General features: G+C 63.6%; 19 protein-coding genes. 9 read left to right on the top strand and 10 right to left on the bottom strand.

From position 1 onward, the window contains the following. Positions 1-86: 86 nt before the first annotated feature. A complete protein-coding gene (gene gmk / locus CW305_RS12940; RefSeq protein WP_014821807.1) occupies positions 87-716 on the bottom strand; it encodes a guanylate kinase in 630 nt (209 codons plus the stop codon). Positions 717-785: 69 nt separating this feature from the next. Next, a complete protein-coding gene (locus CW305_RS12935; protein ID WP_023444578.1) occupies positions 786-1,649 on the bottom strand; it encodes a YicC/YloC family endoribonuclease in 864 nt (287 codons plus the stop codon). Positions 1,650-1,800: 151 nt separating this feature from the next. Between CW305_RS12935 and rph the strand changes: the two genes are divergently transcribed. Both rph and CW305_RS12925 read left to right on the top strand, forming a co-directional pair. Next, on the top strand, positions 1,801-2,523 hold the full coding sequence (gene rph / locus CW305_RS12930; protein ID WP_014821805.1) for a ribonuclease PH: 723 nt from the start codon (positions 1,801-1,803) through the stop codon (positions 2,521-2,523). A gap of 17 nt (positions 2,524-2,540) precedes the next feature. Next, complete coding sequence (locus tag CW305_RS12925) at positions 2,541-2,909, top strand: DUF4870 domain-containing protein (RefSeq protein ID WP_046618397.1); 369 nt, start codon at positions 2,541-2,543, stop codon at positions 2,907-2,909. Between the two features lie 16 nt (positions 2,910-2,925). On the opposite strand, the gene CW305_RS12920 is transcribed toward CW305_RS12925, so the two are convergent. Then, positions 2,926-3,705: an exodeoxyribonuclease III gene (locus tag CW305_RS12920; protein ID WP_014821803.1), complete on the bottom strand. Its 780-nt coding sequence runs from the start codon at positions 3,703-3,705 to the stop codon at positions 2,926-2,928. A gap of 85 nt (positions 3,706-3,790) precedes the next feature. Between CW305_RS12920 and pyrE the strand changes: the two genes are divergently transcribed. The 3 genes from pyrE to CW305_RS12905 all read left to right on the top strand — a co-directional run bounded on the left by pyrE (position 3,791) and on the right by CW305_RS12905 (position 6,705). Then, positions 3,791-4,432, top strand: coding sequence for an orotate phosphoribosyltransferase (gene pyrE / locus CW305_RS12915; RefSeq protein ID WP_104098076.1), 642 nt, complete (start codon positions 3,791-3,793; stop codon positions 4,430-4,432). Positions 4,433-4,452: 20 nt separating this feature from the next. Continuing rightward, positions 4,453-5,046, top strand: a complete 594-nt coding sequence (locus CW305_RS12910) for a DUF4124 domain-containing protein (RefSeq protein WP_224742652.1) — start codon at positions 4,453-4,455, stop codon at positions 5,044-5,046. A 183-nt stretch (positions 5,047-5,229) separates the two neighbouring features. Further along, positions 5,230-6,705, top strand: coding sequence for a DUF3360 family protein (locus CW305_RS12905; RefSeq protein WP_080902081.1), 1,476 nt, complete (start codon positions 5,230-5,232; stop codon positions 6,703-6,705). 60 nt (positions 6,706-6,765) lie between these two features. Here the strand turns inward: CW305_RS12905 and argB are convergent, their stop codons facing one another. The 4 genes from argB to coaBC are packed head-to-tail and all read right to left on the bottom strand — an operon-like array spanning position 6,766 to position 11,964. Then, on the bottom strand, positions 6,766-7,668 hold the full coding sequence (gene argB, locus CW305_RS12900) for an acetylglutamate kinase (RefSeq protein WP_104098075.1): 903 nt from the start codon (positions 7,666-7,668) through the stop codon (positions 6,766-6,768). A gap of 15 nt (positions 7,669-7,683) precedes the next feature. Continuing rightward, positions 7,684-10,254, bottom strand: coding sequence for a phosphohexomutase domain-containing protein (locus CW305_RS23925; protein ID WP_104098074.1), 2,571 nt, complete (start codon positions 10,252-10,254; stop codon positions 7,684-7,686). 44 nt (positions 10,255-10,298) lie between these two features. Next, positions 10,299-10,754, bottom strand: a complete 456-nt coding sequence (gene dut / locus CW305_RS12890; protein ID WP_044314670.1) for a dUTP diphosphatase — start codon at positions 10,752-10,754, stop codon at positions 10,299-10,301. Position 10,755: 1 nt separating this feature from the next. Continuing rightward, a complete protein-coding gene (gene coaBC / locus CW305_RS12885; protein ID WP_014821797.1) occupies positions 10,756-11,964 on the bottom strand; it encodes a bifunctional phosphopantothenoylcysteine decarboxylase/phosphopantothenate--cysteine ligase CoaBC in 1,209 nt (402 codons plus the stop codon). A gap of 138 nt (positions 11,965-12,102) precedes the next feature. On the opposite strand from coaBC, the gene radC reads away from it, so the two are divergent. Continuing rightward, entirely contained in the window at positions 12,103-12,777 is a 675-nt protein-coding gene (radC, locus tag CW305_RS12880; protein WP_104098073.1) for a RadC family protein, read from the top strand. Between the two features lie 3 nt (positions 12,778-12,780). Here the strand turns inward: radC and CW305_RS12875 are convergent, their stop codons facing one another. Together CW305_RS12875 and CW305_RS12870 are read right to left on the bottom strand one after the other, a co-directional pair. Further along, positions 12,781-14,124: a hypothetical protein gene (locus CW305_RS12875; RefSeq protein ID WP_104098072.1), complete on the bottom strand. Its 1,344-nt coding sequence runs from the start codon at positions 14,122-14,124 to the stop codon at positions 12,781-12,783. 3 nt (positions 14,125-14,127) lie between these two features. Next, on the bottom strand, positions 14,128-14,571 hold the full coding sequence (locus CW305_RS12870) for a PaaI family thioesterase (RefSeq protein WP_104098071.1): 444 nt from the start codon (positions 14,569-14,571) through the stop codon (positions 14,128-14,130). 119 nt (positions 14,572-14,690) lie between these two features. On the opposite strand from CW305_RS12870, the gene CW305_RS12865 reads away from it, so the two are divergent. From CW305_RS12865 to CW305_RS12855, 3 genes are all read left to right on the top strand, one after another. Continuing rightward, positions 14,691-16,214, top strand: coding sequence for a 3-hydroxyacyl-CoA dehydrogenase (locus CW305_RS12865; RefSeq protein WP_104098070.1), 1,524 nt, complete (start codon positions 14,691-14,693; stop codon positions 16,212-16,214). Between the two features lie 171 nt (positions 16,215-16,385). Next, positions 16,386-17,951 carry a methyl-accepting chemotaxis protein gene (locus CW305_RS12860; RefSeq protein ID WP_104098069.1) on the top strand — a complete coding sequence of 522 codons (1,566 nt, stop codon included), beginning with the start codon at positions 16,386-16,388 and terminating at the stop codon, positions 17,949-17,951. 103 nt (positions 17,952-18,054) lie between these two features. Next, positions 18,055-18,579 (top strand): Mpo1 family 2-hydroxy fatty acid dioxygenase, encoded by a 525-nt coding sequence (locus tag CW305_RS12855; protein WP_023444589.1) that lies wholly within the window; start codon positions 18,055-18,057, stop codon positions 18,577-18,579. A 1-nt stretch (position 18,580) separates the two neighbouring features. Here the strand turns inward: CW305_RS12855 and CW305_RS12850 are convergent, their stop codons facing one another. Beyond that, positions 18,581-19,324: a hypothetical protein gene (locus CW305_RS12850; protein WP_023444590.1), complete on the bottom strand. Its 744-nt coding sequence runs from the start codon at positions 19,322-19,324 to the stop codon at positions 18,581-18,583. Between the last annotated feature and the right edge of the window lie 301 nt (positions 19,325-19,625).

Below are 19,625 nucleotides of genomic sequence, written 5' to 3'. Positions count from 1 at the left end.
GTAGAGCGTGCCCGAATGGGCGAGCGGACGGAGTAGTCTAAAAAATCACCAGCCTTAATGGAAGCGCTGTTTCTGCGGGCTGTGCGTCAACCGACCTGCGCGAGCAATTCGCCAAGCAGGCGGGCGTGGCGCTGTTGCTGGGTCTTCTGTATCAGTTGGTTGGCGCGGAAGATCGACTGCAGGTCGATCAGGGCGTGGGCGAAGTCGTCGTTGATCACCAGGTAGTCGTATTCGACGTAGTGGCTCATTTCGCTGACCGCTTCGCGCATGCGCTTGTCGATGATCTCGTCACTGTCCTGGCCGCGGTTGTTGAGGCGTTGGCGCAGTGCTTCCTGGGTCGGTGGCAGGATGAAGATCGATTTGGCCTGGGGCATCAGGCGGCGCACCTGCTGCGCGCCCTGCCAGTCAATCTCCAGGATTAGGTCGAAGCCTTCGGCCAGGGTGTCTTCCAACCAGCGCTGGGAGGTGCCGTACAGGTTGCCGAACACTTCGGCATGCTCGAGAAACTCGTTGCGCTCCAGTCGCGCGAGAAAATCCTCGCGGCTGACGAAGTGATAGTTGACGCCGTCGACCTCGCCCGGCCGCATGGCCCGGGTGGTATGGGAAACCGACACCCGCACCTGCGGTTGTGCATCGACCAGCGCCTTGACCAGGCTGGTCTTGCCGGCCCCGGAAGGCGCGGAAACGATATAAAGCGTACCGGTGGTGGCGGACATGACGGGTTCCTGAAAAGCGCTGTTAATGCTGTGGGACAAAAATAGACCAGCCGTTGTGGTGGCTGATGGTTATTCGAGGTTTTGCACCTGCTCGCGCATCTGCTCGATCAATACCTTGAGATTGACCGCGGCCTGAGTGCTGCGCGGGTCGAACGCTTTCGAGCCGAGGGTGTTGGCTTCGCGATTGAGTTCCTGCATGAGGAAGTCGAGCCGGCGTCCGGCCGCGCCGCCGGTCTTGAGTACCCGTCGCACTTCGGTCACATGGGTGTTCAGGCGGTCCAGTTCTTCGGCAACGTCACTCTTCTGTGCCAGCAGGACCATCTCCTGTTCGAGGCGCTGTGGGTCGAGCTCTGCCTGCATTTCGCTGAAGCGGTCGAGCACCTTCTGGCGCTGGGCTGCGAGCATCTGCGGCACCTGTTCGCGCAGCGTGGCAACTTCTTCGAGGATGCTGTCCAGACGCTCGTTGAGCAGCTTGGCCAGTTCGTCGCCCTCACGCCGGCGGCCTTCCTTGAGCTGCTCGAGCGCACTGTGGAAGAGCTGCAGGGCACTCTGGTTGAGTGTCTGTGGGTCGACCGCGTCGCCGACCAGTACGCCCGGCCAGCCAAGTACCTGCAGCGGGTCAATCGGTGCGGGTTGGCTGATCAGTGCGGCAACGCTTTCGGCGGCGGCGATCAACTGGCTGGCGCGCTCGCGGTCGACCTGCAGGGCGGTGCGGTTGTTTTCCTCGGCGAAGCGCAAAGTGCATTCCACCTTGCCGCGCGAGATGCCTTTGCGCAGGGCATCGCGAACCGCGCCTTCGAGGTCGCGGAAGGCGTCCGGCAGGCGCAGGTGCGGCTCGAGATAGCGATGATTGACCGAGCGGATTTCCCAACTGAGGGTGCCATGGGTGCCGGCCTGCTCGCTGCGGGCAAAGGCCGTCATGCTGTGGACCATCGGGGATACCTCTCGATTGCGGGCTGCGAAAGGCGAAGGATTGTAAAGGAAAACAGGGTGTCGCGGCAGCGATGGCCGGACGGCCGCGACCCTTTTCCGCGCCAATGGGCTCTATAATGCCGGTCAATTTCCCATCTAGCAGGACCTATACATGAAGCGACCCAGTGGCCGTGCCGCCGATCAGCTGCGCTCGATCCGCATCACCCGCAACTACACCAAGCATGCCGAGGGCTCGGTGCTGGTGGAGTTCGGCGACACCAAGGTGATCTGCACGGTCAGCATCGAGTCCGGCGTGCCGCGTTTCCTGAAAGGGCAGGGGCAGGGTTGGCTGACCGCCGAGTACGGCATGCTGCCGCGCGCTACGGGCGAGCGTAACCAGCGTGAAGCCTCGCGCGGCAAGCAGGGTGGGCGCACCCTGGAAATCCAGCGCCTGATCGGTCGTTCGTTGCGTGCGGCGCTCGACATGAGCAAGCTCGGTGAGAACACGCTGTTCATCGACTGCGATGTGATCCAGGCCGACGGCGGTACGCGCACGGCGTCGATCACCGGTGCCATGGTGGCGGTGATCGATGCGCTCAAGGTGCTAAAGAAACGTGGCGGTCTGAAGTCGGGCGACCCGATCAAGCAGATGATCGCGGCGGTTTCGGTTGGTATCTATCAGGGCGAGCCGGTGCTGGATCTGGATTATCTGGAAGATTCGGCGGCCGAAACCGATCTGAACGTGGTGATGACCGACGCGGGCGGCTTTATCGAGGTGCAGGGCACGGCCGAGGGGGCACCGTTCCATCCTGAGGAGCTCAATGCGATGCTGGCTCTGGCCCATGATGGCGTGCGCCAGCTGTTCGAGCTACAGCGCGCGGCGCTGGCGGACTGAGCAAGAGGTAGCGCGAAATGACCGATCAGGATCTTGTGCCGTTACCCAGTCGCGAAGCGCGCCAGTGGGCGATGTTCTGCCACTACTCGGCGTTCTTCTGGTTTCTGGCGCCGATGATCGGCAATGTGATCGGCCCGCTCATCGTCTGGCAGCTGAAGAAGGACATGGATCCCTTCGTCGATCAGCAGGGTAGGGAGGCGCTGAATTTTCAGCTGACCTTCAGCATCGCGATGATGATCTGCGGCGTGCTGGCCTGGATCCTCATAGGCTTTCCGCTAATGGTGTTGGTGAGCGTGGTGGCGCTGGTGCTGGTGGTTATCGCCGGCATTCGCGCCAACGAGGGCAAGCCCTACCGCTATCCGTTCTGCTGGCGGCTGGTCAAGTAGGGCAAACCGCTGAGCCTCAGAGGCTCAGCGTCCAGTCGTAGTCAACGATCAGCGGCGCGTGCTGGGAGAAGCGTGGCTGCCGTGGCAGGCGAGCAGTGCGCACGAAGCGGCGTAGACCGGATGTCAGGATCTGGTAGTCGAAACGCCAGCCGAGGTTGAGCATTTCGGCCTGCTCGGTGTCCGGCCACCAGCTGAACAGATCGCCTTCGCGATTGACTTCGCGCAGGGCGTCGATATAGCCCATATTGCCGAAAATCTCGTCCAGCCAGGCGCGCTCGGGCGCTAGAAACCCTGGGTCCTGCTGACAATCGCGCCAGTTCTTCACGTCCAGCTTCTGGTGGGCGACATACAGTGAGCCACAATAGATGTACTCGCGGCGCTTGCGGCGCTGCTTGTCCAGGTAGTGGGCGAAGTCGTCCATGAACTTGAGTTTGTGGTTCAGGTTGGCATCGCCGCCGTGGCCGGACGGCACCAACAGGCTGGCGATGCTGACCTTGTCGAAATCCGCCTGCAGGTAACGCCCGTAGCGATCCGCCGTCTCGAAGCCCAGTCCGGTGATGACGGCCTTCGGCTGCAGCCTGGAATAGAGCGCCACGCCTCCCTGCTCCGGAATCTCGGCATCGCAGGCATAGAGAAAGTAACCGTCCAGCTGATAGGCCGGATCGTCGAGTTCCAAGGCAGAGGCGCGGGTATCTTGCAGGCAGATGACATCGGCATTCTGCGCTTGCAGCCAGCTGAGCAATCCCCGCTGTGCCGCCGCTTGAATGCCATTCACGTTGACGCTGATGATCCGCATAAATGGCCCCTAAAAACACGTGCGTGTATGATAACCCAAGCTCTTCGCAATTAGCTAAAACAGTGGTTTTCCGGGAAATTTCTTCATGCAGGCGTACCAGCGCGAGTTCATTCGCTTCGCCATCGAACGCGGTGTTCTGCGTTTCGGTGAGTTCACTCTCAAGTCGGGACGCATCAGCCCCTATTTTTTCAATGCCGGGTTGTTCAACAGCGGCAGCGCGTTGGCACAGCTCGGGCGGTTCTACGCCTCGGCGGTGATCGAGAGCGGTCTGGATTTCGACGTCATCTTCGGCCCGGCCTACAAGGGCATCCCGCTAGGCGCAGCCACCGCCATCGCGCTGTCCGAGCAGCATCAGCGCGACCTGCCTTGGTGCTTCAACCGCAAGGAAGCCAAGGATCATGGTGAGGGTGGCACGCTGGTCGGTGCACCGCTGGCGGGGCGTGTGCTGATCGTCGATGACGTGATCACCGCCGGCACCGCGATCCGCGAAGTGATGCAGATCATCCAGGCGCAGAAAGCCGAGGCCGCCGGCGTACTCATCGCCTTGAATCGACAGGAAAGAGGGCAGGGCGAGCTGTCGGCGATTCAAGAAGTTGAACGTGATTATCGAATGCCGGTAATCAGTATTGTGTCCCTTGAGCAAGTGCTGGAATATCTCGCCGACGACGCTCAGCTGAAACAGCACCTGCCCGCGGTACAGGCTTATCGCGAGCAGTACGGAATCTGACCCAGGGTAGGTAATGCGCCATGCGTAAATCGGTAGCCGCTCGTACGTTGCTCCTGCTGGGAGTCATATGTCCGGTATTGGCCTCGGCTGCCGAGCTGTATCGCTATGTGGACGACCGCGGCGTGGTCGTACTCGATCGCCATGGCGTGCCGCCGCAACACATTTCGCGTGGATATCAGGTGCTCAACGAGCAAGGGCGAGTGGTCCGCGAGGTGCCGCCGGCACCGACCGCGGAGGAATTTGCCCGGTTGCAGGCACAGAAGGCCCGTGCTGCATCGGATGCGCAGCTGCTGCGTCTGTATGCCAGTGTCGAGGATGTGGAGCGGGCCGAAACGCGCAAGCTTTCCGAGCTCGATAGCGTGATGGGCTTGGCCCGCGGCAACCTGCAGTCGATACGCAACCAGCATGCGAGCTTGCGCAAGCAGGCGGCGAACCATGAGCGCGCCGGTCGCAAGGTTCCGGGCAACCTGTTGGCGCAGATCGAGAACCTTGAAAAGGAAGAGCAGAGTCTGCAGCGCGACCTCAAGCGTTTCGAAAAGGCGCGCGCTGATGCGGAAGTCAGCTTTGCCAGTGATCGCCAGCGGATTGCCGAACTGCTAGGGCAAAAGCAGTAAAACGCTGATCCCTGTTCCCTTGTTTCAAAATACTTGGCGTGGCTATTTGCTATGCCAATAGCTCGATAAATAGCTTGCTTGCTATCACAAAAGACCGCTCTAGCTCAATAGTTTCAAGGTCGTGATGAGTTGCTTGGGGTCAGTCTGTACCGTGGCGCAAATTTTTCGGTATGGCTGACTAGCATGAATGGTAGGGACCTACGCAGTTATCGGGAGCTTCACAAGCCGAAGGGAAATTTCGCGACTCGCTCTGAATACCTCGAGCACGAACTGGAGATCATGGCGCCGAAGCGCTGGGGAATAAACCTGCCGTTTCGTGACTACCGTTTCGAGTACGAAGATTGGGTGCCGGCCATGGCGGCGACCATCGGCAAGATCGTCATGGTGGCGGCTGTTGTTGCGGCTTTCGCCGGCCCGATGGGGCTTTCCAACGAGTTCGTGATCGAGAACGCGCGCTACGAGATGCTGATCGCAGCTCTGCTGTTTGTCGTGGTGTTCTCCGGTTTCCTCAATCCCACGGCCAACCTGGCCGGGACCCATGGCCCGCTGATTCCGTTGATTCCCCTGATCGTCGCATCGGGCGGGCATCCTATGGCGCTGGGGATCATGGTGGGTGTGCTCGGTTTCACCCTCGGTGTCTTCAAGGGCGGCAGTCTGTTGGCGCGTCTGACTAGTGATGGTGTTTGTGGCGGATTGCTGCTGTATCTGGGTTTCATCGGCATTACCTCGCAGATCAAGAAGCTGTTCGGTTGGGCCGACAGCTTCGACATGGGCTACATCGCGTTTATCGTGGTGTTCGCCACCATCGTGATGTACGCCTATCTAGAACATATCCGCATGCGCTGGCTGGCTATTCCGCTGGGTTCGGCGCTGGCGGCCGTGATCGCATTTGCATTGGGCGCTCCGTTCGAGTTCACCACCGAGCCGGGTGTGCCCAACCTGAATCCGATGTACTGGTGGGGCGAGACTACCGGCTGGCAGATCGGTCTGCCCGAGCTGCATCACTTCATTGCTGTCGCGCCATTTGCCGTGCTGGCGGTAGCCATGTGGTCGCCGGACTTCCTTGGGCATCGTGTGTTCCAGCAGCTGAACTATCCGCCGAAGGCGAAGAAGGTGCTGATGAACATCGATGACACCATGTGCGTTGCGGCGGCACGACAGATCGTCGGGACGTCGCTGGGTGGCGGTAACCTGGCCTCATCCTGGGGCACCTTCATGGTGCCGGCCGCCATCGCCAAGCGCCCGATTCCCGCCGGTGCATTGCTCACCGGCCTGCTCTGTGTGGTTGCGGCGCTTTGGGGTTACCCGATGGATCTGGCGATCTGGCCGCCGGTACTGAGCGTGGCGCTGATGGTCGGCGTGTTCCTGCCGCTGCTGGAAGCCGGTATGCAGATGACCCGTGAAGGCAAGACCTCGCAGTCGGCGGCCATCGTGATCTTTTCCTCGGCGCTGGTTAATCCGGTGTTCGGCTGGTCGCTGACGGTGCTGCTCGACAATCTCGGGCTGATCGGTGACAAGGAGCGTGGTCAGTCCCTGAGCCACCTGCATCGTTGGGTCATCCCGACGATCGTCTTCATCGTGCTCTGCGCCGTGATGCTGGGTATCGGCATGTTCCCGGGCATCCCGGCGATGCTCGAGTCGTTCCGTATCGATCTCTGATTGGCTGACGGCACGGCATGAAAAAAGGGAGCCTAGGCTCCCTTTTCTTTTGCGTCTGCTTCAACCCTGGCTGTTGGTGATCAGTGTGCCGACGCCGACATCGGTGAAGATCTCCAGCAATACCGCGTTGGGTACGCGACCGTCGATGATGTGGGCGCTGTTGACACCACCTTGCACCGCTTCCAGCGCGCAGCGGATCTTCGGCAGCATGCCGCCGTAGATGGTGCCGTCGGCGATCAGTGCGTCGACCTGGGCCGTGGACAGGCCGGTCAGCACGCTGCCCTGCTTGTCCATCAGGCCGGCAATGTTGGTCAGCAGCATGAGCTTCTCGGCCTTCAGCGCCTCGGCCACCTTACCGGAGACCAGGTCGGCGTTGATATTGTAGGACTCACCGTTCTCGCCCACGCCAATCGGCGCGATTACTGGGATGAAGTTGCCCTGCACCAGCATTTCCAGCAGCTCGGCATTGACGCCGGTGACTTCGCCGACATGGCCAATGTCGATGATTTCCGGCTTGGTCATCTCTGGTGTCTGGCGGGTCGCCTTGAGCTTCTTGGCGCGGATCAGGCCGGCGTCCTTGCCGGTCAGGCCAATGGCGCTGCCGCCATGCTGGTTGATCAGGCTGACGATGCTTTTGTTTACCTGCCCGCCGAGAACCATCTCCACCACGTCCATGGTCTGGCTGTCGGTGACCCGCATGCCGTCGATGAAGTGGCTTTCGATGTTCAGCCGCTTGAGCAGGTCGCCGATCTGCGGACCGCCACCGTGCACCACCACCGGATTGATGCCGACCGCCTTCATCAGCACGATGTCGCGCGCGAAGCCGGTTTTCAGCTCCTCGCTTTCCATCGCGTTGCCGCCGTACTTGATGACCAGCGTCTTGCCGACGAACCGGCGGATGTAGGGCAGCGCCTCGGAAAGTACCTTGGCGAATTGGGTGGCAGCTTCACGGCTGAGGGTCATGCAGGGCTCCGCAAATCAGAACGGCAGTTTGAGATCGGGTGCAACGTTGAGCAGCTGTGCGCGGAAAACGTCCTGAATGCGGCTGAGTTCTTCCTCGCTGTCGGCCTCGAAGCGCAGCACCAGAACCGGTGTGGTGTTCGAGGCGCGGATCAGGCCCCAGCCCTTGGGATAGTCGACCCGTACACCGTCGAGGGTGATCAGGTTGGCTTCGCCCCACTGAGCGTCACGTTGCAGGGCGTCCATGATGGTGAATTTGCTTTCCTCTGTCACCGTGATGTTGATCTCCGGTGTCGAGATATCGCAGGGGAATGCGGCGAACACCTGCTCGGCGTCACGCTTGTCCTGGCTGAGGATTTCCAGCAGGCGCGCGGCGCTGTAGATGCCGTCGTCGAAGCCGAACCAGCGTTCCTTGAAGAAGATGTGCCCGCTCATTTCGCCAGCGAGCAGCGCGCCGGACTCCTTCATCTTCTTCTTGATCAGCGAATGGCCGGTCTTCCACATCACCGGCCGGCCGCCGTAACCGCTGATCAGCGGAGTGAGGCGACGGGTGCATTTGACGTCGAAGATGATGTCGGCGCCGGGATTGCGCGATACCACATCCTTGGCGAAGAGCATCAGCAGGCGGTCGGCATAGATCATGGTGCCGACATTGGTCACCACGCCGACGCGGTCGCCGTCGCCGTCGAAAGCCAGACCGAGATCGGCCTTCTCCGACTTCACCTTGGCGATCAGGTCGACCAGGTTCTCGGGCTTGCCCGGGTCCGGATGGTGGTTGGGGAAGTTGCCGTCGACCTCGCAGTACAGCGGGACCACGGTGCAGCCCAGCGCTTCGATCATGCGCGGGGCGATGACGCCGGCGACGCCGTTGCCGCAGTCGACCACCACCTTCATCGGCTTGGCCATGGCGATGTCATTGCGAATCTGCTCGAAGTAGCGTTCCAGTACATCGACCTGCTCGACCTTGCCCACGCCGCTGGACAGGTCGTTGGTTTCGATGCGCTTGCGCAGGGTCTGGATCTGTTCGTTGGCCAGGGTGTCGCCGGCTATGACGATCTTGAAGCCGTTGTAGTCCGGCGGATTGTGGCTGCCGGTGAGCATCACGCCGGACTTGCCGGCGAGAATGTTGGCGGCGTAATAGAGCACCGGCGTCGGCACCATGCCGATATCGCTGACGTCGCAGCCGCTGTCGAGCAGACCTTGAATGAGGTGCTGGACCAGTTCGGGACCGGACAGGCGCCCGTCGCGGCCAACCGAAACGTTGGGTTCACCCTTGGCGAGGCTCTCGGACCCGATGGCGCGGCCGACCCAGTAGGCGGTCTCGGTAGTCAGGCTGTCGCCGACAACGCCACGGATGTCGTAGGCGCGGAAGATACTGGCGGGCAAATTCGGGGCTTTGGCACTGCTCATTGCGGGTTCTCGCTCCTTGGTGTCGAGGCCGAAGATGTCCTGGTCCTCGTCGAGAATATCGATGTCGAGAATATCGGTGTCCGGCAAGCGCGGATCGACGTACTCGGTAGGTTTGGCGGGCCGAACGGCTGGAGCCGCGGCGGGTGCCTGAGTCGGAGCCGGTCCAGCTTGGCGGACAGGCAGTCGGACCATGTTCCTGGCCAGTGCGTCGAGGACCGGCAGGCTCAAGGCCGGTATTTGGATGGTCTTGCCGGTGGAGAGTTCCTGTAGCAGGCGGCTCATCTGCAACACGTCTTCGCGCAGCCTGCGCTGCTGGCCGCCGAGCACCAGCTGCAGACCGATCAGCACGCCGGCAATCGCCACCAGGGCGGCCGCGAGCAGGAGGAGCGGCATGAGGGTCAGCTGATCGATGGCGCCGGGCAGGTAGGCCAGCTTCCAGTTGGCGTTGCCGCTGGCGAGGGTCAGTGCCGAAGCATTGTCGGCCGCGGTGCCGCGCTGCAGCAGCACCTGTTCGGGTGCGCCGGAGAATTGCTGGGTCAGTCGCAGCTGGCCGGCTTCGTCGGGCAGCGTCGGGAGTGTCGCGAACAGGTGCTGGAGATCGCTGACCAGCAGCAGCGTGCCGCGAATCGCCTGCTCACCCTCGGCGCGCAGCGGAATCGCACTGTAGAGCAGCCAGCGGTTGTCGACCTTGTAGGCTTCCAGAGCGGCCGACTGGCCTGCTTCGACCCGCTGTAGCAGATCGAGCGCAGCGAAGTTCAGCGGGCCCGGGCGGCTGGTGTCCGGCACCACCCGGCCGCGTGGATTGAGGTGCGCGTCGACCACGCCGGGCAACTCCAGCAGGCGCTGTTCGGCTTCGCGTCTGAGCTCGGTGTCAGCACGGACGACGTCCACCAGGCGTTGCTGCTCCACCGCTGTCTGGGTATCGGCACGCAGCCGCCGCAGCGCCTGCTGCAATGCGCTTGCCTGACTCTGGCTCCAGGCCTCGGCGAGTTGTGTCTGTTGCTGCTGCTGAGCGCCCTGCTGACCGAGCCAGATCAGCGCGGCGGCGGCGCCGAGCCCGATCAGGCTGGCTGCGAGGCCACCGAGCAATGGCTTGAGGGTGAAACCGCCGCGCTTGCTGCGGGTGTCGGCCGGGTTCAGAACGCCTGAATCCTTGGCGGTGCGCTTGAAGAGTGCCATGAAGCTCCTCGAATCATCCTGAAAGGTAAGCGGTGCGCGGTGACTCAGTGGCTGCCGGAGTGCCCGAAGCCGCCAGCGCCGCGGTCGCTGCTGTCGAAACTGTCGACCAGTTCGAAGCGGGCCTGTACCACCGGTACCAGCATCAGCTGCGCAATACGCTCGCCGACGGCGATGGTGAAGGCGCTCTGGCCGCGGTTCCAGCACGACACCATCAGCTCGCCCTGGTAGTCCGAGTCGATCAGCCCGACCAGGTTGCCGAGCACGATGCCGTGCTTATGGCCCAGGCCCGAACGCGGCAGGATCAGGGCCGCAAGTCCCGGGTCGCCGATGTGGATGGCAATGCCGGTGGGAATCAGCAGCGTCTGGCCCGGCTCGAGCACCGTGTCGCTCTGCAGCATGGCGCGCAGGTCGAGGCCGGCAGAGCCCGGTGTCGCATATTCGGGAAGGGGGAACTCCTGGCCGAGGCGAGGGTCGAGAATCTTGGCTTGGAGTGCGTGCATGTCAGGACTCTTTGTAGCGGTCGGCAATGAAGGCCACCAGCGCGCGGGCGATATGTCCCTTGCTGGCCTGGCCGAAACGGGTTTCGTGTTGCTGGCGGTCGATCACGCTGACGGCGTTGTCTTCGCTGTTGAAGCCGATGCTGGGGTTGGCCACGTCATTGGCGACGATCAGATCGAGATTCTTGTCGCGCAGCTTGCGCGTGGCGTACTCCAGCAGATTCTCGGTTTCTGCGGCGAAACCGACGCAGAACGGACGGTCCGTGCGGCTGGCCAGCGTGGCGAGGATGTCCGGGTTGCGCACCATCTGCAGCAGCAGGCCGTCACCGGTCGTGGGATCTTTCTTCAGTTTGTGCGGTGCCACCACTTCCGGGCGGTAGTCGGCTACCGCCGCTGCGGCGACGAGAATGTCGCAGGGCATCGCCGCTTCGCACGCGGCAAGCATGTCGCGGGCGCTGACCACGTCGATGCGCTGCACGCGATCGGGCGTCGGCAGGAACACCGGGCCGGTCACCAGCGTGACCCGCGCACCGGCCTCGGCGGCCGCCTCGGCCAGAGCGAAGCCCATCTTGCCGGAGCTGTGGTTGGTGATGTAGCGAACCGGGTCGATGTTTTCCTGGGTTGGACCTGCAGTGATCAGCAGGTGCTTGCCCGTCAGCAGGCCGGTCGCGAAGCAGTCCGCGGCGGCCTGGGCGAGTTCGTCGGCCTCGAGCATGCGGCCCATGCCGACATCGCCGCAGGCCTGGCTGCCGGAGCCGGGGCCGAACAGACGAATGCCACGTTTCAACAGCAATTCGCGATTGGCCTGAGTGGCCGGGTCGGCCCACATGGCCTGGTTCATGGCCGGCGCCAGGGCGACCGGGGCATTGGTCGCCAGCACCACGGTGGTCAGTAGATCATTGGCGACGCCTTGGGCCAGGCGTGCCATGAGGTCGGCGGTGGCCGGCGCGATCAACACCAGGTCGGCCCAGCGCGCCAGTTCGATGTGACCCATCGCCGCTTCGGCGGCGGGGTCGAGCAGATCCAGATGAACCGGGTGGCCGGAGAGCGCCTGCAGGGTGAGAGGCGTGATGAACTCACGTCCGCCCTGGGTCATAACAACCCGGACTTCGGCACCGTGGTCGCGCAGGCGACGGACCAGTTCGGCGCTCTTGTAAGCGGCGATACCGCCGCCGACGCCCAAGACGATGCGTTTACGATACAGCCGCTGCATAGGCCTGCCTTGTAATCTCGTAGGGACTCTCCGGAGTGAGAACCAGGTCAGAACACGCCCGATACCCCGGAAAAATGACGGGCTAAGATAGCACAGCGCCCACAGCGGAAAAGTGGGCTTGCTCGACAGGGAGAGGACATGAGCATACGTGACTGGCCGGCGGCGGAGCGGCCGCGGGAAAAGCTACTCGAACAGGGCGCTGCCGCGCTTTCCGATGCCGAATTGCTGGCGATATTCCTGCGCACCGGGGTTGCCGGCAAAAGCGCGGTGGATCTGGCCCGACACCTGCTCGCCGAGTTCGGCAGCCTGCGCGCGTTGCTGGAGGCGGAGCTCGATCAGTTCAGCGCGCATCTGGGCCTGGGGCCGGCGAAATTTGCCCAGCTGCAGGCGGTGCTGGAGATGGGCCGCCGGCATCTGGCCGAGCGGCTGCGCCGCGATTCGGCACTGGAGTCGCCGCAGGCGGTACGCGACTACCTCAAGGCGCGGCTGCGGCATGAGCCGCACGAACTGTTCGGCTGCCTGTTTCTCGACTCCAAGCATCGCGTGCTGGCCTTCGAGGTGTTGTTCCACGGCACCATCGATGGCGCCAGCGTCTACCCGCGGCAAGTGGTTAAACGTGCCCTTGCGCAGAATGCGGCGGCGGTCATCCTCACGCACAACCATCCATCGGGCGTGGCCGAGCCGAGCCAGGCGGATCGTCAGCTGACCCTGACGCTGAAAGAGGCGTTGGCGCTGATTGATGTGCGGGTGCTCGATCACTTCATCGTCGGTGACGGCGAGCCCCTGTCGATGGCCGAGCACGGCTGGATGTGAGCGCTACGCCAGCAGCGGCACCAGCAGCAGTGGGCCGAGCACCAGCAGCACGAAACGGCCGTTCCAACCGAAGGCGATGCGCCACGGAGATAATTGCGCGTGGCGCGCCAGCATCAGTGCCGAGGGGCCATAGGGCGACAGCAGCATGGCCAGCGAAAAGCCGATCAGCAGCGCCACTGCCGGCTGCATGATCGCCACGCCGTGTCCGGCCAGCTGCGCGAGCAGTGCGGCGCACAGGCTTAGGGAGATGATCGGCGCGACACCGAGCAGGGCCAGGGCAATCATCGCCAGCATGCCGGCACTGCCAAGACCGAACAGCGCCAACGGCGTGCTGCTGAAGTGGCTGGCGAGTCGTTCGACCGGGACCAGCGCAGCCGTGAGGCCGCCAAGCAGTGCCGAGCAGGCGAAGATGAAGGTTTCGTTGCGCATGCCGGCCAGGGTGTCGCGTACTTCGGCATAGACCGTTGTTGGCGATCCACCCTGATACAGCAGCAGCCCGACCACCGCGAGCGGCACCAGCAGCATGGCGGCCTGGGTCGCCGACAGTGGGGTCAGGCTGGCCAGCAGCGCGATCAGCAGGATGCCGAGCACGCTGCCATAAAGCAGGTTGCGCAGCCCCATTGCCGACCCGGCAGTGCTCGAGCCGCTTGCCGGGGCATCGGTTTCTCGCAGCTGCCGCAGACGATGGTTTTCCATCGGCCAGCCCACTAAAAGCAGGATTGCCCCGCAGAGCAGGCCGAATGGCAGCAGGGCGCTCCAGCTCAGACCCGGCAACTCGCGGGTGAGGATCGCCACTGCCACGCTGGTTGGTGCCAGCAAGGGCACCAGAGCGAAGCCGCGCAGGGCCGTTACCATCACACCCCTGGCGCCCTCGCGGCGCTGGGTCGGGCTGTACGGCTGCCGATCCAGATAACGTTCCAGTGAACCGCAGACTAGGTTGAGCATGCCGAAGCTCAGCACTGAGCTGATCGCAAAGGTGCTGAACAGATAGCTCGGGTAGAGGCTGGAAACAGGTTGCCGCAACAGCAATCGATGCAGCTCGCCAAGTTGCGGCATCCTCCTGACCGCGCAATGGGCAAGCCCGAGCGCGCCGATGAACGCGCCGTAGTAGGCCGCGGCGCCGAGCATCCGCTGGGTCTGCTGCCAGTCGGGGTCACGGAGCAGTGCCCAGTAGGCGAACAGCCCCAGCGTGACCAGCCCGAGCCGGCGCGGATAGGGCATCAGCGAGCGCCAGTGCCAGGCGAAGAAAAGCACCAATAGCGCACCGCTGACCACACTCAGCAGCGGCAGGCGCGTTACCAGCGCGAATAGCTCACAGACAAGCGCCAGCGGGAGCAGGGCAAGCATCGCTCAGGGCAGCTCGCTGCGCAGCTTGCCGCGCTTGTATACGCCTTCGCCGAAGGCCAGCAAGTGGCCCTTCTCGTCCAGCAGGTCGCAGCTGGCCATGAACACCTTGTGCCCGGCGGAGCGGCAGACTGCGACAGCGCGGATGCGGCTGCCGACTGGTGCCGGTGCGCTGAAGCTGACGTTCATCGACAGCGTGGTCGCCACGCGGCGCTGTTCCGGCTGTTCCACCCAGGTCCCGCAGAGGCCCATCGCCACGTCCAGCAGGGTCGCCGTGACGCCGCCGTGCAGGTTGCTGGCGTTGTTCAGGTGGCGCGGCAACAACAGCAGTTCGACCACCGCGCGCTCCGGGCCGTACTCCTTGAGGTGGCAACCGAGGTCCTGGAAGAACCCGGTCAACGAGCTTTCGACCTGTTGCAGTGTGGCGGCTGGATAGGGCTGATCGGACATGAGCGAGCGGGTTCGGCGGCTGACTTGCGCTGGAGATTGGCAGTCTTTACGCTCATGGTCAATTCGATGGAATCTTGTTCCGCACTGCGGAATATCGCATTGCTCGTTAGGAGGTTTGCATGTTTGAGCGTATCGGCATCGTCGGCGCGGGCGCCATGGGCCGCGGGATCGCGCAGTTGTTCGCCAGCGCCGGCAAGCAGGTCTGGTTGCACGATGCACGCAGCGCGTCGATCAGCGAGGCGCTGCGCTTCAACCGTGAGCTGCTAGAACGCGGCGTGGCCAAGGGGCGGCTGAGCATCGCCGAGCTCGACGCCACGCTGGCCCGCATGCAGGCTGCACCCGCGCTGGCCGATCTGTCCGGCTGCGATCTGGTGATCGAGGCGATCGTCGAAAATCTCGAGGCCAAGCAGGCGCTTTTCATCAAGCTGGAGTCGCTGCTCGCCGAAGATGCGGTGCTGGCGACCAACACCTCGTCGCTTTCGGTCACGCGCATCGCGGCGGCCTGCCAGCACCCGGAGCGGGTAGCCGGTTTTCACTTCTTCAACCCGGTACCGCTGATGAAGCTGGTGGAGGTGGTGCGCGGTGAGCGCAGCGATCCGCAGGTCATCGAGCGGCTGGTCAAACTGGCCGAAGAGGCTGGGCATTTTCCGGCAATCACGCCGGATACCCCCGGGTTTCTGGTCAATCACGCCGGTCGCGCCTACAGCACCGAGGCGCAGCGCATCCTTGCCGAGGGTATCGCCGATGCCGAGCAGATCGACCGCATCCTGCGCGACGGGCCGGGCTTTCGCATGGGGCCGTTCGAGCTGTTCGATCTCACCGGCCTGGATATTTCCCATGCAGTGATGGAGTCGGTGTATCAGCAGTTCTATCAGGACCCGCGCTATACACCGTCTTACCAGGCGGCGCAGCGGGTCGCAGCGGGGTTGCTCGGACGCAAGACCGGGCAGGGTTACTACCGCTACGACAACGGCCAGCAGATCCGCACGCCGGAGCCGCAATGGCGGCCGATAGTCGTCGAGCGCCCGTTCTGGCTGGACAGTCAGGATGCCGAATTGCGTGGCCGGCTGGCGGCGTTGTTACGCGAGGCCGGTACCCAGCTGGAAACCGGTGAGGCGCCGTCGGAGCGCGCCATCTGCCTGATCACCCCGCTGGGCGAGGATGCCAGCACGATGATCGCCAGGCTTGATCTGCCCGCCACCCGCAGTATCGCCTTCGACCTGTTCGCTGACTTCGATCGGCGCCGGGTACTGATGCGCCAACCGGCGCTCGACCCCGCGCTCGAGGCACAGGCGCAACAGGCCCTGAGTCACGATGGCGTGCCGGTGGAGGTGATCAACGACTCGCCCGGCTTCGTCAGTCAGCGGGTGGTGGCGAGCATCGTCAATCTCGGTTGCGAGAGCGCGCAGAAGGGCATTGCCGACCCGCAGATACTCGACCGCGCAATCACCCTGGCGCTTGGCTATCCGAAAGGGCCGCTGGGCTTTGCCGAGCATTACGGTGCGGGCCGAATTCTCGCCATCCTTGAGGCGATGCAGGGTTGCTATGGCGGCGAGGCACGTTATCGCCCCAGTCCCTGGCTGCGCCGGCGCGTGCGGTTGTGCCTGCCGCTGACCGCGCCTGATCGTCCGGTTGCCGACTGACGACCGGCGGTGCTCGGAGAAGGAGGTCCATCGCTTCAGTTTGTGTGGGCGCGGCCGTTAAGCCTGGAGTAAGCCTCCGATGACGGCACGTTGCTACTAAGGCACTACTGTTCTTTATTGGAGGGTATGGGTACAACGTCGGATCAATCCGACAAGAACAAGAGGCCGACCATGAGCCCCGCCTACCGCCATCCGAAGGCCGCCGTGTTCCATGCCGTGCTGATCATCGGTCTGCTGCTCGTGCATTACTGGCTGGCACCGCCCCTGCTGGTGACCGGTGCGCTGCTGATGCTGGCGGCGCTCTGGCCCTGGTTCACCTCGTGGGGGGCGGTGGCCGGCGGCGCCACGGCTGCCGACGAGGCGCCACAGAGCTTCGCCGAGCTGACCAAGAATCTCTCGCGCAATACCTGTCACAACGCGCTGTCGGCTGCTCAGGTCGCCTTCAGCGCCGAGCAGCTGGCCATCCGCCTGAAGTCACAGCTGCAGGCCGTCAGCGAAATCGCCAATGGTGCCCAGGCTATCGCCGCCACCGAGCAGGACAGCGCCGAGCGGGCCCGCCACACACTGGATGCCGCGCAAGCGGTGCGCGAGCGCAGCGATACCGGGCAAGCCGAACTGCAGCGCGCCATCGAACGCATGCAGCAACTGAGTGCTCAGACCCACGCCAGCCGCGAGCTGATTGACGGGCTTTCGGCGCGGACGGAGGAAATCCGCCGCATTACCGACGTGATCCAGTCCATTGCCAGCCAGACTAACCTGCTGGCTCTCAACGCAGCCATCGAGGCCGCCCGTGCCGGTGAGGCCGGCCGCGGCTTTGCCGTGGTCGCCGACGAAGTACGCAGTCTGGCGGCGCGCACCTCCAGCGCTACCGAGGAGGTCGGTCGCATGGTGGCCGACATTCGCCAGCAGAGCGAAGCGGTGGTCAGTTACATCCAGCGTCAAGGCAACGAGCTGGACGCCGCGGCCGAGCAGATCGCCACCACCGGTGAGCAGCTCAGCGGCATCGCCGAACTGGCCGGCAGCGTCGAAAGCCAGGTCGAGCAGATCACCACCGGCACCGCCGACAACCATCAGCGCCTGACCGGACAGTTCGTCGCCCTCGATCAGCTGCGTACCGATGCCCTGGACAGCGAGGAGCAGACCCGCCAGCTCGAGCTGGCGGCGGAACGCCTGGTGGCTCAGGCCGAAAGCGCCAGCGAGCAACTGGCCGAGGTCCAGCTCGACGATTATCACCAGACCATGTTCGACCTGGCGCGTCAGGGGGCTGCGGCCATCAGCGCGCGTTTCGAGGCCGATATCCAGGCCGGACGCGTCAGTCTCGATGACCTGTTCGACCGCAATTACCGGGCGCAGGCCAATACCGATCCGGTGAAGTATCAGACCCGCTTCGACCGCTATGCCGACGAGGTTTTGCCGGCGATTCAGGAGCCGGTGCTGCAGAAGCATGCCGCATTGGTCTACGCCATCGCCACGACGCCGGAGGGCTACGTGCCGACCCACAACCGCGCGTTCAGCCAGCCACCGGTGGGCAACCCGGAAATAGACCGGGTCAAGAGCCGTAGCAAGCGCCTGTTCAACGACCGCACCGGCGGGCGCTGCGGCAGTCATCAGCGCCGCCTGCTGTTGCAGACCTACAGTCGCGATACCGGGGAGCTGATGCATGACCTGTCCGTGCCGATCATGGTCGGTGGGCGTCACTGGGGCGGCTTGCGGCTGGGCTATCGTCCCGAGCAATAGCCCGGCAACCACCGATGTTGGCGCGATCGCCCTGTGTCCGGCGGTGCTCCAGCCGCTGCGACCGGCTAAGCTTGGTGAGACGCGACTTCCGGAGATGCCGCCAATGAAGACCCTCACCGATCATTTGGCACAGTACGCGGCCTATCATCGCGATCCACGCAACCTCCTGACCCATTTCATCGGCATTCCGCTGATCGTGCTGGCGGTGGCGATCCTCCTGTCGCGGCCGGGCATCGAATGGGCCGGGTTGTGGCTAAGCCCGGCGGCACTGGTGTCGCTCGCCGCTGCGGTTTTCTACCTTCGCCTGGATCTGCGTTACGGCTTGCTGATGAGCGCCGTGCTGCTGCTCTGCGTATGGCTGGGCGCAGTTCTGGCCGGCGCAACGATGGCGCTGTGGCTGGGCGTTGGCGCGGGATTGTTCGTGCTCGGCTGGATCATCCAGTTCATCGGGCACTACTTCGAGGGTCGCAAGCCGGCGTTCGTCGACGATCTCACCGGGCTGATCATCGGGCCTTTGTTCGTCGCTGCCGAGCTTGGTTTCATGCTCGGTCTGCGCGAGCCGCTGCGCCTCGCCATCGAGGCGCGGGTCGGTCCTGTGCGTCTGCGCGACTCAGCCGCCCACGGCTGAGTCAGGGCTTCGCCGCCATCCACTGATCGCTGAGGCTGCGCGCATGGCGGTCGACCATGATTGGCGCGAACGGCCGGCCTGAGGCGGTGGTGAAGTTGTTGCTGCCGCTGTTCATGTCTTCCAGCGCCACCTTGAGGAAATCCCAGCGGGTCTTGAGTTTGGCCAGCGCGGGATCGCGCTTGCCATCCAGTTCGGCCAGCTGAGCGTCGATCGCCGGCACCAGGTGGCGCTCGTCCTGCCCGAGATAGGTGTCCGGCTGTTCGCGAGCGATCTCGAACGAGCCGATGTAGGCACGGCTGAGGTATTGAACGGCCAGGTATTCAACCTTGGCCGGCAGTTCGGCCTGAGCGTCCGCCCCTTGCTGAGCGCGAACGGCGGTGAGGAAGTCGCGCAGTGCCTTGCTCATCTCCAGCGGCCAGCCCCAGGGCATGTCGTCCTCTTCGTAGCCGAAGCCGGCGCCTTCGCGCAGCCGAGCCTGAAGCGCCTGGTGGCTTTCGCGCAGGGCGCTGGTGGGATTGGCGACATTGAGTAGGGCTGCATTCAGCGCGCGGATGTCGTCTTCCAGACGCAACAGGTGCGCCTTCTGAAAGCCTTCGCCGCGGTAGAGCAGCAGGCTGCTGGTCGCGCGATTGGCGTGGATCTGCAAGTTCTGCAGCGCAGAGATGGTTTCGGGCGGGGCCGCCTCGGTAAAGCCGGGCAGCATTACGAGTATCAGCAATAGCCAGAAGCGAGTTAAACGGTCCATTGTCGTGCTCCTTTTTATTTTTATAGAAGCTATGCGTGCATGGCAGCAGCACGCTGGAGCCTAACGGACTGCTGGCCGAGTGGTATCACCCCAAAGAATGATTTGTGACGGCTTGTAGCCAAACGGACGACATCGTGCGGCAGCTTGTTGCGAACCTAGTGGCCTGTGCGGTGAGTTGGTTGAGGCAAGTTCGGCTGAACATGACTCCGGGGCAAGGCGCTGCGACGGGTCATAGCGGGCCTATGGCAAGGAGCAGCAACGCGGTATCGGGCCATGGGCGCCGAAATGACCAACCGAACTT

It is taken from the genome of Stutzerimonas kunmingensis (genome assembly GCF_002929225.1).
Classification (GTDB): Bacteria; Pseudomonadota; Gammaproteobacteria; order Pseudomonadales; family Pseudomonadaceae; genus Stutzerimonas.
Note: the sequence above shows the minus strand (reverse complement) of the source record. Positions and strands in the feature narration are given on the sequence as shown.